This window comes from Sphingobium sp. IP1 (assembly GCF_002708645.1).
GTDB classification, from domain to species: Bacteria; Pseudomonadota; Alphaproteobacteria; order Sphingomonadales; family Sphingomonadaceae; genus Sphingobium; species Sphingobium yanoikuyae.
The window spans coordinates 24,483-38,224 of the sequence record NZ_NOIW01000052.1; the positions used below are offsets into that span (position 1 = coordinate 24,483).

Annotated in this window: 13 protein-coding genes; 5 read left to right on the plus strand and 8 right to left on the minus strand. The window is 65.0% G+C overall.

What is annotated here, in order from left to right:
• Positions 1-104: 104 nt before the first annotated feature.
• The 4 genes from CG471_RS17520 to CG471_RS17535 form a co-directional block, all read right to left on the minus strand.
• Positions 105-314, minus strand: coding sequence for a hypothetical protein (locus CG471_RS17520; protein ID WP_069338383.1), 210 nt, complete (start codon positions 312-314; stop codon positions 105-107).
• Between the two features lie 168 nt (positions 315-482).
• Positions 483-1,874, minus strand: a complete 1,392-nt coding sequence (locus CG471_RS17525; RefSeq protein WP_004212431.1) for a sugar transferase — start codon at positions 1,872-1,874, stop codon at positions 483-485.
• 286 nt (positions 1,875-2,160) lie between these two features.
• Positions 2,161-2,397, minus strand: a complete 237-nt coding sequence (locus CG471_RS17530) for a hypothetical protein (RefSeq protein ID WP_257211589.1) — start codon at positions 2,395-2,397, stop codon at positions 2,161-2,163.
• Positions 2,398-2,488: 91 nt separating this feature from the next.
• On the minus strand, positions 2,489-4,636 hold the full coding sequence (locus CG471_RS17535; protein WP_099232692.1) for a TonB-dependent siderophore receptor: 2,148 nt from the start codon (positions 4,634-4,636) through the stop codon (positions 2,489-2,491).
• Positions 4,637-4,711: 75 nt separating this feature from the next.
• Between CG471_RS17535 and CG471_RS17540 the strand changes: the two genes are divergently transcribed.
• Both CG471_RS17540 and CG471_RS17545 read left to right on the plus strand, forming a co-directional pair.
• On the plus strand, positions 4,712-5,239 hold the full coding sequence (locus CG471_RS17540; RefSeq protein ID WP_099232693.1) for a hypothetical protein: 528 nt from the start codon (positions 4,712-4,714) through the stop codon (positions 5,237-5,239).
• Positions 5,236-6,222 carry a cytochrome-c peroxidase gene (locus CG471_RS17545; protein WP_099232694.1) on the plus strand — a complete coding sequence of 329 codons (987 nt, stop codon included), beginning with the start codon at positions 5,236-5,238 and terminating at the stop codon, positions 6,220-6,222. Before CG471_RS17540 ends, CG471_RS17545 begins: the two co-directional genes overlap by 4 nt.
• Here the strand turns inward: CG471_RS17545 and CG471_RS17550 are convergent.
• Positions 6,217-6,594: a winged helix-turn-helix domain-containing protein gene (locus CG471_RS17550; protein WP_099232695.1), complete on the minus strand. Its 378-nt coding sequence runs from the start codon at positions 6,592-6,594 to the stop codon at positions 6,217-6,219. The two genes, CG471_RS17545 and CG471_RS17550, sit on opposite strands and share 6 nt — an antisense overlap.
• Positions 6,595-6,754: 160 nt before the next feature.
• Between CG471_RS17550 and CG471_RS17555 the strand changes: the two genes are divergently transcribed.
• The 3 genes from CG471_RS17555 (at position 6,755) to CG471_RS17565 (ending at position 11,308) form a co-directional block, all read left to right on the plus strand.
• Complete coding sequence (locus CG471_RS17555; RefSeq protein ID WP_099232696.1) at positions 6,755-9,196, plus strand: hypothetical protein; 2,442 nt, start codon at positions 6,755-6,757, stop codon at positions 9,194-9,196.
• Between the two features lie 62 nt (positions 9,197-9,258).
• A complete protein-coding gene (locus CG471_RS17560; protein ID WP_099232697.1) occupies positions 9,259-10,227 on the plus strand; it encodes a magnesium and cobalt transport protein CorA in 969 nt (322 codons plus the stop codon).
• An 85-nt stretch (positions 10,228-10,312) separates the two neighbouring features.
• Positions 10,313-11,308 carry an AraC family transcriptional regulator gene (locus tag CG471_RS17565; protein ID WP_099232698.1) on the plus strand — a complete coding sequence of 332 codons (996 nt, stop codon included), beginning with the start codon at positions 10,313-10,315 and terminating at the stop codon, positions 11,306-11,308.
• Positions 11,309-11,312: 4 nt separating this feature from the next.
• On the opposite strand, the gene CG471_RS17570 is transcribed toward CG471_RS17565, so the two are convergent.
• From CG471_RS17570 to CG471_RS17580, 3 genes are read right to left on the minus strand one after another with little or no spacing between them, the layout of a single operon-like run.
• Positions 11,313-12,152: a TauD/TfdA family dioxygenase gene (locus CG471_RS17570; RefSeq protein ID WP_099232699.1), complete on the minus strand. Its 840-nt coding sequence runs from the start codon at positions 12,150-12,152 to the stop codon at positions 11,313-11,315.
• Between the two features lie 18 nt (positions 12,153-12,170).
• The gene (locus tag CG471_RS17575) at positions 12,171-12,944 is read right to left on the minus strand and encodes an SDR family NAD(P)-dependent oxidoreductase (RefSeq protein WP_099232700.1); all 774 of its coding nucleotides are present in this window, start codon (positions 12,942-12,944) and stop codon (positions 12,171-12,173) included.
• Entirely contained in the window at positions 12,941-13,696 is a 756-nt protein-coding gene (locus CG471_RS17580) for an SDR family oxidoreductase (protein WP_099232701.1), read from the minus strand. The genes CG471_RS17575 and CG471_RS17580 overlap by 4 nt, the downstream gene beginning before the upstream one ends.
• Between the last annotated feature and the right edge of the window lie 46 nt (positions 13,697-13,742).

Genomic DNA, 13,742 nt, shown 5'->3' on the forward strand with positions numbered 1-13,742 from the left:
GGACGCGACTTGTCGCGCCAAAACAACGGCTCGTTTCATCGACGAAAGGAGCCGTTAACAGCCGATCCCGGCTGTTAATCTGAGGGCAAGGAAACTGGCCCCGATCAGAAGATCAGATAAGCGATCGCGCCGATTGCCGCGCAGAAGGCGAGGATGCCCGCCCAGCGCGAAACGAACTGAATCGGTCCTTCGGCGCGGTCGGCGATCGACAGCGCATGGCCGTTATCGGGGAGATCGCGGACGGCGATGCCCGCATCGGAAAAGGAGGTTTTCGTTGCGGCAACTGCCGCCAATTCATCAGCCACGACCGTCATCCTGGGAACTTTATGAACGGTCGTTAATATAGGATTTTAGGGTTCACAAATAGTTTACATCGGCATGAAAGCCGGCTCAGCTCATCGCAAAAGCCGGCTTCTGATGCGGAAAATCCTCAATCCTGGTCAAAGCCCCTGTAAACATTGGGGCTTCACCAGCAGGCGGGATCAATAGGCGTTGCGGTGAACCAACACGCGGGCCGTGCCGACCAGGATGCCGATGTCGCGCATCAGGCTCCAGCCGTGCAGATATTCCAGATCCGCCTCGACCCGGTTCAGAATGTCGCGCCGGGTTTCGGTCGCGCCGCGGAAGCCACGGATCTGGGCCAGGCCGGTGATGCCGGGCTTGAGCGCATGGCGATGCCAATATTGGCGGTCGACCTGCCAGAACAGCTGGTCCTCGGCGGTCGAGCCCAGCGCATGGGGGCGGGGGCCGACCAGGCTCATCTCGCCAAGCAGCACGTTGAGCAGCTGGGGCAGCTCGTCGATGCTGGTGCTGCGGATGAAGCGGCCGACGCGGGTGATGCGGTTATCGTCGCGCTGGGTCGAGGTGGCGCCGGCGGTGTCGCACTGTTCCACCCGCATGCTGCGGAACTTGAGGATGTGGAACAGGCGGTTGCCGCGGCCGATCCGTTCCTGGCGGAAGAAGACCGGGCCCGGCGAGTCCAGCCGGATGGCGACGGCCACGGCGATCATCAACGGCGCCAGCGCGATCAGCACCGGCACGGTCAGGATGATGTCGAGCAGCCGCTTCTTGGCGCGATTGGCAAGATTGAGCGGGCCGCGAGCGACCACCAGCGTCGATACGCCACGATGGCTCTGCACCGCGAGCGGCGCCATCGGGTCGAGTTCCGGCACGATGATCTCGCCCAGGATATTGCCGCCCTTGAGCATCTGCGCCCAGTCGGCCTTGCGCTCCAGCGGGCAGGAAATGACCACCCGATCGAAATCGCGCAGCAGCATGCCAAGGCGATGCAGCATATAGGGATCGTCAAGATCGGCGCGCAGGCCGAGCGTCGGTGCATCCACGATCGTCATGCCATTGACATCGTCGGGGATCAGGCCGTCGTCGATGATCAGCAACTGGGCGAACAGCCCTTCGGCGAAATGGCGGCGAACGGCACGGACGACCAGTACCCGCTGCATCACGATCAGCGCGCCGCTGAAGAACAGGCCTGTGCTGATGCCCAGGCGCGAGAAATTGTCGGTGACCTTCAGCGAGAAGACGACCAGCAGGAAGATCAGCAGGGTTCCGGCGAAGGCCATTACTGCACTGCGGCATGATGCCGTCATGCTGGTCAGGCAACGTGGGTTATAGGCCTGGTTGTGAAAGGCGATGGTACCATAGACCAATATCCCGCCGGCGAGCGGCTGCCAGACCTCCATCGACAGGATCGGAATACCCGCCACGCGCAGGCCGATGACGAACCCTGCGGCCAGGGCCATCATGTCTGCAAGCAGCAGAACCAGGCTCAGCCACAGGCGCGCGTTCCGCTGGAAAGCGGCGGTGGCGGGCTGGCGACTGGGGGTTCCTGCAATCGCCAGATCTATTTTGGACATCGGCAACCCTTTAAATGCGTCGTGACGTCATGGTCCGCCCGCCCGTCGTCAGACGGTGGCGATCTTTCCCCAGGACATCCGCTGCCTTTGATTTATGTTGCGTAGCAGCAGGACATAGTTGCTCGGTTGTTACAATTGGGGGAGGGATATTCGGACGCACATTTCCGACGATCCGTTGAGCGCGCATTTTTCATCCTGCCGCCCCTTCGTTCTGTCGCAGGGAAAATCGATCAGACGCGGTGAGAGGCCTTGCCGGCCTGATGGAAACGACGTCGAATCAAATCGCTCAGCGAAAAAGCCACCAGCCGATCAGAAGCAGCGCGCCGACGAGGGCCACGGGGCCGGCCCAGCGTGACAGGAACTGCACGCCGGCTTCGGCCAGATGATGGGGGAAAGGCCAGATTTTGGGGCCATCTGCATCCTCGCCATGATGCGGGACGGGATCATGCCGTGGCGCAGGCCGGGCGCTGTCGTGTCCGGCGTTGCGATCCTGTGGTGGCGGAAACAGATCGACCATCATCATTCCCGATGCGATGCGAGGATAGCGACCGCAGATCACGATAACTTGCGGCCGGGCAAAGATAAACCATTATCCCTGCCCGGCCGCGTTCGGTTCAATAGCGGAAACGCGCCGATGCATAGACGGTGCGTCCCGGTTCGGGAAAACCATCCGTCAGCGTGTAATAGTCATCGAACAGATTGCGCCCGCCAATGCTGAGGTCAATCTGGTCGGTCAGCGCCAGATCGACGCGCAGGCTGGCATTCACATAGGCGCCGGTGCGGTAATAGCGGGCTGGCTGCGACGCCGGGGTTGCGGTGAACAGGGTCCAGCGGTTCGATGCCAGGTCGACGCTCGGAACGATGTGCAACCTTTCGACCGGTGCCCAGTCGAGATAGGCAAAGCCCTTGTGCGTGGGAACGCCGGTGGGGCGGAAGCGCGCGTTGGACGGATCGGTCAGATCGCGCTTGATGCCGGTATAGTTGATGCCCGCGTCCAGCCCCGGCAGCAGCGTCGCCGACGCCGACAGTTCGATGCCATAATATTCACCCTTGCCGACATTGCGGCTCTGGCTGAGGTTGGTGAGGGCGCAGCCCGTGGTCGGCACGGCGGGCGGCGTGGTCGATGCGGTGCAGGGATAAGCCGGCGTCGGCACGCTGAAGATGGCGTCCCGCACCCAACTGTAGAAGAGCGCGCCCTCCAGCCGGATGGTTCCCTGGCTCCAGCTGCCGCCGATCTCCGCATTGGTCGCCCGTTCGGCCTTCAGGTCGGGATTGGGAATTGCGGTGTTGAAGCGCTGGCTGAACCGTTCAAAGATGGTCGGGAAGCGGGCACGCGATGACAGGCTGGCGTGGAGCGACAGCGCATCGCTGGCCTGCCAGTCGAACCGGCCCTGCGCGTTCCAGGTGTCGGCGTCCCTGCGCGGGTAGTTGTAGATGACCGATGGCGTGCCCGACGTGCCGAGCGGGGCGCCATATTCCTCGGCCCGTTCCAGGTTGCGCCAGTCATAGCTGCCACCAAGGGTGAAACGGAGCGTCGGGCTCAGCGCCAGCTCATTTTCCAGCGCGATGGAATAGGTGGCCTCGCTCTGGGTCTGTTTCGGCTCCGTGGTGGCGACGCCGGCCGTCGAAAAGCTGGTCTGGAACTCGACATGCTCATCATGGCGATAATGGAAGGCGAGGCGCAGCGTGTCCGCATCGGTCGCACTGAAATCGAGCTGGGCCGATCCGCCCCAGGCCTTGTCCTCATAGGGGCTGTCAAAGGCATAGGGCCGGCTCTGCGTGGTCTGCGTTCGGTCGTTGAAGGAACGGAGCATCGAATCGAACTGGTTATAATAGGCGCGGGTCTTGAGCGTGGCCCGGTCACCCAGCGCCGTGGTCGACAGGAAATAGACGCTGGTGATATCCCAGGATGGCCAATCCCAGAAACGGGCCGTGGTGACCGTGTCGCTGATGTGGAGCGGCGCGCCCTTCGATCCTTCCTGATGGGTATAGCTCAGCGCATATTCGTCCGTGGCATTGGGGGTGAAACCGATCTTGGCATTGACCCGCCAGTCTTCCGCCCGTGAAAAGTCGCGCGCGCCGCCATCTTCCAGCGTCGGCACGCGTGGCGCGAAACCATTGGGCAGATCCCAATGATCGGTAAAGCTGCGGGCATAGCTGGCCTGCGCATACCAGAGGTCGTGTCGGGTGCCGACCTTGGCCGAGGTGGTATAGCCGGCATAGTCCATGTCGTTGTCGAAGCTGACCTGTCCGCGCAGATCGATGTCGAGCGCCTTGGTCGGCTTGCTGGTCACCAGATTGATCGCGCCACCCATGGCGCCGGGTCCGTCCAGCACGGAGGCATAGCCCTTGGCCACCTGGACCTCGGCAATGTCGGTGGTCAGGAAGCGGCCATAATCGAGCCGGTTGTCGGCGGGCAGATAGACACGGATGCCATCGATCGAGAGTGGCACCTGGAACCGGTCGAAGCCACGCACAAAGACCAATCGCTCGTTGCGGGTGCCGCCGCTGTTGCCGGCGGACACGCCGGGCATGAGGTTGACCGCATCGTCGAGCGAGGTGCGGTTGAAACTGTAGATGGCGTTGGAGGACAGGGTGCTGCCGTCAATCTCGATCCCGCTGGTGCGGGGGGCGGTGACGATGATCTGGCCGAGCGAGAAGCGATCGCTGTCGCCGGTCGCGTCGGGCGCGCCCTGCGCCGCTGCCGTCGCGGTCCAGCAGCAGGCACTGGCCAGCAAAATGCGCATCATGGTCTGTCGCATGAAAATCCCCCTATTCTTGGTCGTTCGACTCGCTATATCCCGCCGTATATAGTTTTGCCTTCGGGAGGGAAGCCCGTGCGTCAGCCACTATTCCTGCTGTTTCCGGCCCTGTGCGCGGCTTTGGTGCCGGCATCGGCCTTCGCGCAAATGTCGGGCACGCCGGCCTGCGCTGCCCCGGCCGATCCGCCGGCGGAGATGGCATCCTGGCGCGCGCCGCAGCCGATGAAGGCGGCGGCGGATGCCAAGGGAGCCGGCAAGGTCAAGCTGAAAGCCGGGCAGGCCGTGGCGCTGACCCTGCTGCCGACGCCCAGGATCAGCTATGCGCTTCGCCCGGCCAAGCCGGGCGGCAGTGTCAGCTTCGGTGGCATCGTCCATTTCACCGTCGATCAGCCCGGCACCTGGCGAGTGGCGCTGAGCAGTGGCGCCTGGGTCGATGTCGTGAAGGACGGCACCGCCGCGACCTCGACCGCGCATGGCCATGGCCCCGATTGCACCGGCATCCGCAAGATGGTCGATTACAGCCTGGAACCGGGCGACTATATCCTGCAACTTGCGGCCAATGGCGATCCGCAGATGACGGTGCTGGTGACCCGCCTGCCGTGAAGCCGGCGCGCTGGCCGCTATTGCTCGCGACGCTGCTGCTGATCGGGGCAGGGCGGCCGTGGCATTGGAGCTTGCCCCTGGGCGAAGCGCCGCCCCCAGTCCCGGTCGGCAACGCAATGAGCGCGGCGAAGGTCGAGCTTGGCCGCCGCCTTTTCTATGATGCCGACCTGTCGGCCAATGGCACGTTGAGCTGTGCTGGATGCCATGAGCAGCATCGTGGCTTTGCCGACGGCAATCGCACGCGGCCCGGCGTCCATGGCGATCCGGGGCTGCGCAATGTGCCGGGCCTAGCCAATGTCGCCTGGTTGCCGCGCCTCACCATGGCCGATCCGGCGATCACCAGCCTGGAGACGCAGGTCGCCGTGCCGCTGCTAGGCGAGCATCCCGTTGAAATGGGGATGAAGGGGCTGGAGGCGGAACTTCCGCGTAGGCTGGGCGCCGATGCCTGCTATCGCCGGATGTTCGCCCGCGCTTTTCCGGACCGTCGCGGCCGGATCGACATCGCGACGGTGTCGGCGGCACTGGCGGCGTTCGAACGCACGCTGATTTCGCGCGACAGCCCCTATGATCGCGATCGACGGGGGCAGGCCGGTGCCCTGTCGATGTCGGCCCGGCAGGGTATGCAACTGTTCGCGGACAAGGGCTGCGCGTCATGCCATGCGGGGCGGAATTTCAGTGACGGCGCCTATCATCGGCTGGAACCGGCGACGGCCGCCGATCCGGGGTTGGCGGAAAAGACGGGGCTGACCAGTGATGCCGGGCGTTTTCGCACGCCCCCGCTCCGCAATGTCGCGGTGACCGGTCCCTGGTGGCATGATGGGTCCGCGCAAACGCTGGACGCGGCGATCCTGCGCCATGGCCAGAAACTGACCGACGCCGAACGGATCGCGATCACGGCTTTCCTCGACAGCCTGACCGATCAGGCGTTCCTCACCGATCCACGCTTCGCCATGCCGGCTGAAGCCTGCGGCAAGAAACTATGAAAGAGGGGCGGGCAGGGGGATCGGCCGCAGCAGGGTGTCAAGCTGGCCCTGTGCCCGTCCTCCGGTCGCGGTGAGCGCGGCCTCTTCCAGCGCGCGATAGGCGGCCAGCACGGCCTGCCCTGCTTCCGTCACTCGCGCGCCGCGATCACGGCCGCCACCAGCGACCGTCTCGACCAGCCTGTCGTTCCAGCAGCGGTTCATCGTGTCGACCAGCAGCCAGCTGCGCCGATAGCTCATGCCGAGCGCCCGCCCGGCCGCCGATATGGAGCCGTGCAGCGCGATCGCATCGAGCAGATCGGCCTTGCCCGGTCCCATGGCGATCTCATCCCCGCAAAGGATCTGGATCTTGAGCTTGAGCGTTCCGGTCTGCATGGCCCTGCCTGATTGCGTGCGATTTGCCCCTCTTAGCCCGTTGTCACAGGTTCAGCGAGGGGGTGGCATGGCCCGCATTTACTACCGCCTTGGAATTGCCGAAATCCTGTGGGACAGGCGCAATGGTCGCCGAAAAACATAGATAGCCGGATAGAGAGACATGCCCCAGCCTTCCGCCCCGATCCAGACCGCGCGCCTGCGCCAGCCGATCGGCCTGTTGATCGGAACGGCATTGGGGGGCGCATTGCTGACGCCGGGCCTTGCGGCCGAGCCTGCCCCGTTCGAGCTGACCGGGCCGGACATCAAGGTCAGCGTGACCCGCGGCACGTCCAGCTTGCCGATCAGCCAGGTGCCGAGCCTGCGGGCCGGCGACAAGCTGTTGATCGAGCCGAACCTGCCCAAGGAACAGGGCGCCAATTTCGTGCTGATGTCGGCCTTTCTGCGGGGCGCGACCAACCCGCCGCCCAAGGACTGGATCGACAGCGCGGAGACATGGAAGAAGAAGGACAAGGATCGCCGCCTCTCCCTGACCGTGCCGGACGGCGCGCGACAGATGGTGCTGTTCCTGGTGCCCGAGACCGGCGGCGGCGAGGGCACGGTCAGCGATGCGGTGCGGGGAAAGCCCGGCGAGTTCGTGCGGGCAACCCAGGAACTCAATCAGGCGTCGCTTGATCGCTCGCGGCTCGACGCGTTCATGACGGCGATCCGGACACAGGAAAACAGCCATCCCGAATTTCTGCGCAGCGTTGCCCCGGCGCTCGCGCGCAGCCTGTCGATGAAGCTCAACGAGGATTGCCTGTCCAAGGTGATCGAGCTTCAGGCGGCCTGTCTGCTGGAGAATAAGGATCAGCTGGTCCTCGCCGATGTTCACAGCAGTTCGATTGCCGAGACGCTGAGCGGCACGCCGACCGACCTGGCCCTGCAACTCGCGTCCACGCGTGAAGCGGGCTATGGCTATTACAGCCCCTATATCGGCGTAGTGCGCGATCTGGCCCGGATGTTCGGGGCCTTCAGCAGCCCCAGCTTCGAATATCTGCCGACCGTCAGCCTGCGCCGCGACGACAATATCGGGCTGATGCTGAACAAGGCGCCGTCCTTCGCCAAGCCCAAGTCGGTGATGGTGGTCGGCATGCCCTCGATCGAGGCGGACAGCCCGCCGCGTCTGCGCAGCGGTGCGCAGGCACCGATCTGCGCGGCATTGCCCGGCACGGTGCTGCCGGTCGAGGGAGCGCCGCTCATCTATTCGACCAGCTATGCGCGCGGCATGACGGTGCAGTTGAAGGCGGCGTCGGGCCAGACGATCGAATATCCGCTGGAGGCGCGGGCCGATCGCGGCGGCTATGTGATCCGCGCCGATGGTCCCTGGCCGGCCGACTTCAGGGGATCGATCGAGGCTCATGTCTATGGTCAATGGGGGTTCGACCGGTTCGAAGGGCCCGATTACATCCTGCAGCGGCCCGATGATGCGGCCTGGCAGGTGAAGGGCGAGGCGCCGACGCTGGTGGTCGGCCGCGACAATGGCCTGACGCTGACGGGCGGTGCGCCTTCTTGCGTCGAAAGTGTCACCCTGCGCCAAGGCAATGCAGCGCCCCAGGCGATCGGCTGGAAGGTGCAGGGCCGCGATGCGCTGGACCTGACCCTGCCGCTTGCCGATCGACGCGCCGGACCTGTCACTGTCGATGTTAAATATCAGGGCGTCGCCAAGCCATTCTCCATGGCGCTGCGCGCCTATGCCCCGGCGAGCAAGCTGGACGGGCTGACCGTGCATCAGGGCGATGCCTGGGGTGAAATGACGGGGCAACGGCTCGATCAGGTGGCGAGCGTCGACCTTGGCGGGCGTAGCTGGAAACCCGATGGCCTGACCCGCGACGGCTCGGTCGATCGGCTGCGTCTGACGGCCGCGGGCGATGGGACTGTGCCCGCCGAGGGCGCCAGCGCCCGCGTGCAGCTGGAGGATGGGCGCATCGTATCCGTGCCGGTCACGATCGCTCCCGCGCGGCCCCGTGTGACCCTGCTCAACAAGAGCGTCACGCCGGCCGCGGCCACGGGGCTGCCGGTGACGCTGGGTGGATCGGATGTGCTGCCCAATAATGGCCGCCTGATCTTTTCCGTGCAGGCGCAGGACGGCACCAAATTGGCCATGACCGATGCGATCGAGGTGGCGACGCAGGATGGCGGCGCCAGCGTCCGGCTGACGGCCGGTTCCGGCCTGCAACTGCAAGGCCCGCAGGTGATAGTGGCGACGCTGGATCCGGCGGCGCTTGGCCCGGCCTTTGGCCCGCTGCAATTCCGCATCGTGCGGGGCCGCGAACAGGGGGATTGGCAGCCGCTGATGCCGCTGGCCCGCTTGCCGCGGATCGAGGCGGTGGATTGCGCGGGCAAGGAGCAGAAGGATCAGGGCTGCACCATCAAGGGACGCGACCTGTTCCTGGTCGATGCCGTCGCCGGCAATCCCGCTTTCGATCAGCCGGCTCCGGTGGCGCAGGGCTTCACTGGATCGACCCTGACGGTCCCGGCGCCGACCGACGGCAAGCTCTATGTCCGCCTGCGCGACGCGCAGGGCGCGATGCTGGTGGTGCAGGCGCCATCGCCCGCCGCCTGATCGCCTTCCCGATCAAGGCTGGCCGCGCTAGGTTGGCAAAATAGAATGATTTCGAGGCCCGAATGACCGTCATTGCCGCCTATCTCTATCGCAACGGCCAGCGCGTGCGCGAAGTGTCGATCACCGAACGGATCGACTGCGCCGAGGACAAGTCGGAATTCGTCTGGATCGGCGTCGCCAGCCCGACCGCCGAGGAAATGCGGACGCTGCAGCAGAATTACAATCTCCACCCGCTGGCGGTGGAGGATGCGATCAAGGCGGACCAGCTGCCCAAGGTCGACATTTATGGCGAGCAGTTGTTCGTCGTGGCCCGCACCGCCCATGTCGAGGAGCGGGCGATCGCCTATGGCGAAACCGCGATCTTCGTCGGCCACAGCCATATCATCAGCGTCCGCCATGGCTCGGCACGGGGGCATATCGAACTGCGTCATGCGCTGGAGGCGGTGCCGGATCGGCTGGCCCATGGCGTCGACTATGTGCTGCACGCCATCCTCGATTTCATAGTCGACGGCTATCTGCCGATTGTCGAGGGGATCGAGGAAGAGGTGCTGACCATGGAGCAGCACACGGTCGACAATTTCCTCGGTCGCGACGAGATTACCCGTATCTTCAACCTGCGGCGCCAGCTGATCCGCTTCCAGCGCATATTGGGGCCGATGCAGGAGGTCGCGACCAAGTTCGTCAAGATCGACCTGCCCTGCATCGATCCGGAAACCCGGCCTTATTTCAGCGATGTGCGCGACCATGTGCGCCGCGTACAGACGATGGTCGATGACCTGCGCGAGGTGCTGAATTCCGTGTTCGAGTTCAGCAACCTGCTGGAGCAGCAGCGCACGGGCACGATCACCCGCCAGCTTGCCGCCTGGGCCGCGATCCTGGCGGTGCCGACCGCAATCGCTGGCATTTACGGCATGAATTTCGAGCATATGCCCGAGCTCAAGACCCGCTACGGCTATTTTGTCGTTCTGGCGGTGATCCTGCTGATCTGTTCGATCCTCTATCGGCGGTTCCGCAAGCTCAACTGGCTCTGAGTGCATCGCCCCGCCGAAATGGGGCGGCGGTCGCTTGACCTATTCGGACAGGCGGTGCCAGCCTGCCCAAATGGGAGGTCCGGCGATGGATGAGGCGCGCGACGCGTTCGAGGCGATCAATGCCCATATGCTGCGGTTCCTGCCGGAACTCGTCGCGGAACTGGGCGGCGATGCGCCGGACAGCAGCGATGCGTCGCCCAGCTATCGCCAGACCATCGCGCTGATTGAGGAGGCTGCGCATCGGCTTGGCTGTCCGGATTTCGGCATGCGCCTTGCCCTGCGCCAGCGCGGCGTCGACCTGTTCGGGCCGCTGGGCGATGCGATGCGCAACGCGCCGACGTTCGGCGCGGCGATCGATTATGTGTGCAGCCATAATTATGCGCATAGCCTGGCGGCGTCGGTCTGGCTCCGCCGCTTTCCGTCGGTCCGCCATGTGTTCGTCGGGCATGACATATTGCTCGACGGCGTGCCCAACCGGGCGCAGGCGATGGAGCATATTTTGCTGGTCGGCCATCTCTTCGCAATGGAACTGACCGGCGGGCGGGCACGGGCGCGGCGGGTACATTTCCGCCATCAGCCGATCTCGCCGGCGCGCATCTATCGCCGCTATTTCGGATGCCCGGTGCATTTCGGCCAGAATGAGGACGGGATCAGCTTTTCCGAGCGCGACATGGCAAGCCCGGTGATCGACCGGGACGCTGCGGTCTTTGCCGCGGTCACCGCCTATATCGAACGGGAATTTCCCCATCGCCACCCGCCGCTGCATGCGCAGGTGCGGGGCATCGTCATGCAATGGCTGTGGACTGCCCATTGCTCGAATGATCGGGTCGCGGCCGAACTGGGGGTGCACCCGCGCACGCTGCACCGGCGTCTGGCGACGGAGGGCACGAGCTTCCAGAAGATCAAGGACGAGGTGCGGCGCGACATATTGCGCTATTATCTGGAGCAGACCGACATGGACTTCGCTCATGTGTCGGAGAAGCTGGGATTTTCCGAACAGTCGGTGATGACGCGCAGCTGCAACCACTGGTTCGGCGCGTCGCCGACGCGGTTGCGGGCGCGGTTGCACGCGCCCGCCTGACCCTTCAGCCCGCAATCGAGGTGCGGTGCATCATCCGCCCGGAATCGCGGGCATAGGGCACCACCCGGTGTAGCGCGCCGGTGTTGCTCCAGATCACGAAGTCGCCCGCCTGCCACTGATGCTGATAGACGAAATCGGGCTGGGTCGCCCATTCGTTGAGCCGGGCGATATAGGCGCGGCCATAGGCCAGCTCCATGCCGACGATCCGGTCGGCGGTCGATCCGACGATCAGGCTCTTGCGGCCATTCTTGTGGGTCTGGACCAGCGGCCGTTCCTTCTCGACGCCGATCGCCAGCTTGCCCTTTTCCGCTTCGGGAATGGCGTCGGCGATCGAGCGCAGGCTGGCGGCGACGCTGTGGATGATGCGCAGATCCTCGATCTCGGCGCGCTGCGCTTCGGGCATCTGCTCATAGGCGGCGAAGCTGTTGGCGAACTCGGTCTGGCCACCCTTGGGCGCCAGGCGGCGGGCCGAGAGCAGCGTCGCGAGCGGCGGCGGCATTTCCATCGGCATGCCGTCCATGTGCCAGAAGAAGGTGCCCAGCACATATTCCGGCGCGCGGTTGATCTTGCGATCCAGCGTCACCTGATAGACGTCCTCGTCCTTGTTGGTCGTCGCTTCGCTGGTGAGGTTCAGGCGCCCGCCGAGCAGGTCGGTGAAGGCCAGTTGCTCCTCATTGGTGAAATGGACCTGCGGCATGACCAGCACGGTCCGTTCCTCCAGCATGTCGCGGCACTGGGCAACAACTTCGGGATCGAACAAGGCCTCCCGATCGGCCTCGACCACCGCGCCGATCAGCGGCTTGACCGGGCGGAAGGTGACGCGGCTCTTGTGAATGACGTTCATGATCCTGCTCCTTCGATCTCAACCTTGTTCGGCGGCCATGCCGGAAAAACCGATGCAATAGCCGCCATCGACCGGCAGCAAGGTGCCGGTGATGTAGGACGCCTCGTCACTGGCGAGGAATAGCGCGGCATTGGCGATTTCGCTGGCGAGGCCCCACCGGTCCATCGGGATGCCGGGCACGCGGAAGATGCCGGGGGGCGGCTCGGGATGATCCTTGGCCATCGGCACCAGCCCGGTCCAGATCGATCCGGGCAGCACGGCGTTCACGCGGATATTGTGCGCGGCATAATCGAGCGCGGCGCATTTGGTCATCTGGCTGACCCCGCCCTTGGCGGCGGCATAGACGCCATGCCCCTTCCATCCGACCATGCCGGTGGCCGATCCGATATTGACGATCGCGCCGCCGCCGCTCTCCAGCATGGCGATCACGCCATATTTCATGCCCAGGAAGACGCCCTTCAGATTGACGGCATGGACCCGGTCCCAATTGTCGCTGCTCTGTTCGTGCAACGGCATGATGCCGCCGCCGAAACCGGCATTGTTGACCAGGATGTCGACCCGGCCAAAGGCGTCGCGGGCAGCGGCGATCATCGCCTGGACATCCGCTTCCTCGGCCACGTCGACATGCAGGCCGACGGCGCCGTTGCCGATGGCGGCGGCGACCTCATCCTGCGCGCCGCTGATGTCGGCGCACAGCACCCGCGCGCCTTCCTGCGCGAAACGTTCGGCCATGGCCTTGCCCATGCCCGATCCCGCGCCGGTGATGACCGCGCTCTTGCCCGCCAGCCTCATGGCATCGGCTCCGTGTCGATGGTCGGCTGGATCAGGATGCGGCTGACATTGGCGCGGCGTGGCAGGCTGACGGCGAGCAATATGCCCGCGACGATATCGTCCGGCGCCATTGCCCCGTCCTTGTGGGTGTGCTGCTGGATCATGTCGCGCCATTGCGGGTCGGAAATGGAGCTGGCGATCTCGGTCGCGGTCGCGCCCGGTTCGATGATCGACACGCGGATTCCGGCCTGGCCACCTTCCTGCCGCAGGCTTTCGGTAAAGCCGGTGAGGCCGAACTTGCTGGTCGAATAGGCGGCAAAGCGCCAGCCCGATCGGCGGCCGGCGGTCGAGGAGATGTTGACGATGTCGCCGCTGCCCTGCGCCTTCATCACCGAGAAGGCGGCGCGGCAGGCATGGATGGTGCCCATCAGGTTGATGTCGATCACCCGCTGCCACTGGGCGCTGGTCAGGCTTTCGATCCCGCCCGCCTCGTTGACGCCGGCAGAGTTGACGAGGATGTCGAGCCGGCCGAACCGCGCCACCGTGTCGGCGACGGCGGATGCCGCATCCGCCTCGACCGAGACGTCGCCGGGCAGGGCGAGCGCGGTGCCGCCCGCTGCTTCGATCCGGGCGACCAGCGCGTCGAGCCGGTCGCGACGCCGTCCATTGACAGCGATGTTGACACCCTCAAGCGCCAACGCAAGCGCCGCCGCCTCGCCAATGCCCGAGGATGCGCCGGTGACCAGCGCGACCTTGTTTTCCAGTGCTGTCATGACCTCTCCTTGCCCCGCTGGCCTGTGTCGGGCCGCGATGCTGAAC

Excerpts from the sequence above, each read along its gene's own strand:
- CG471_RS17520 (WP_069338383.1), bottom strand. The coding sequence starts at position 314 with ATGACGGTCGTGGCTGATGAATTGGCGGCAGTTGCCGCAACGAAAACC.
- CG471_RS17525 (WP_004212431.1), bottom strand. The coding sequence starts at position 1,874 with ATGTCCAAAATAGATCTGGCGATTGCAGGAACCCCCAGTCGCCAGCCC.
- CG471_RS17530 (WP_257211589.1), bottom strand. The coding sequence starts at position 2,397 with ATGATGATGGTCGATCTGTTTCCGCCACCACAGGATCGCAACGCCGGA.
- CG471_RS17535 (WP_099232692.1), bottom strand. The coding sequence starts at position 4,636 with ATGCGACAGACCATGATGCGCATTTTGCTGGCCAGTGCCTGCTGCTGG.
- CG471_RS17550 (WP_099232695.1), bottom strand. The coding sequence starts at position 6,594 with ATGCAGACCGGAACGCTCAAGCTCAAGATCCAGATCCTTTGCGGGGAT.
- CG471_RS17555 (WP_099232696.1), top strand. The coding sequence starts at position 6,755 with ATGCCCCAGCCTTCCGCCCCGATCCAGACCGCGCGCCTGCGCCAGCCG.
- CG471_RS17560 (WP_099232697.1), top strand. The coding sequence starts at position 9,259 with ATGACCGTCATTGCCGCCTATCTCTATCGCAACGGCCAGCGCGTGCGC.
- CG471_RS17565 (WP_099232698.1), top strand. The coding sequence starts at position 10,313 with ATGGATGAGGCGCGCGACGCGTTCGAGGCGATCAATGCCCATATGCTG.
- CG471_RS17570 (WP_099232699.1), bottom strand. The coding sequence starts at position 12,152 with ATGAACGTCATTCACAAGAGCCGCGTCACCTTCCGCCCGGTCAAGCCG.
- CG471_RS17575 (WP_099232700.1), bottom strand. The coding sequence starts at position 12,944 with ATGAGGCTGGCGGGCAAGAGCGCGGTCATCACCGGCGCGGGATCGGGC.
- CG471_RS17580 (WP_099232701.1), bottom strand. The coding sequence starts at position 13,696 with ATGACAGCACTGGAAAACAAGGTCGCGCTGGTCACCGGCGCATCCTCG.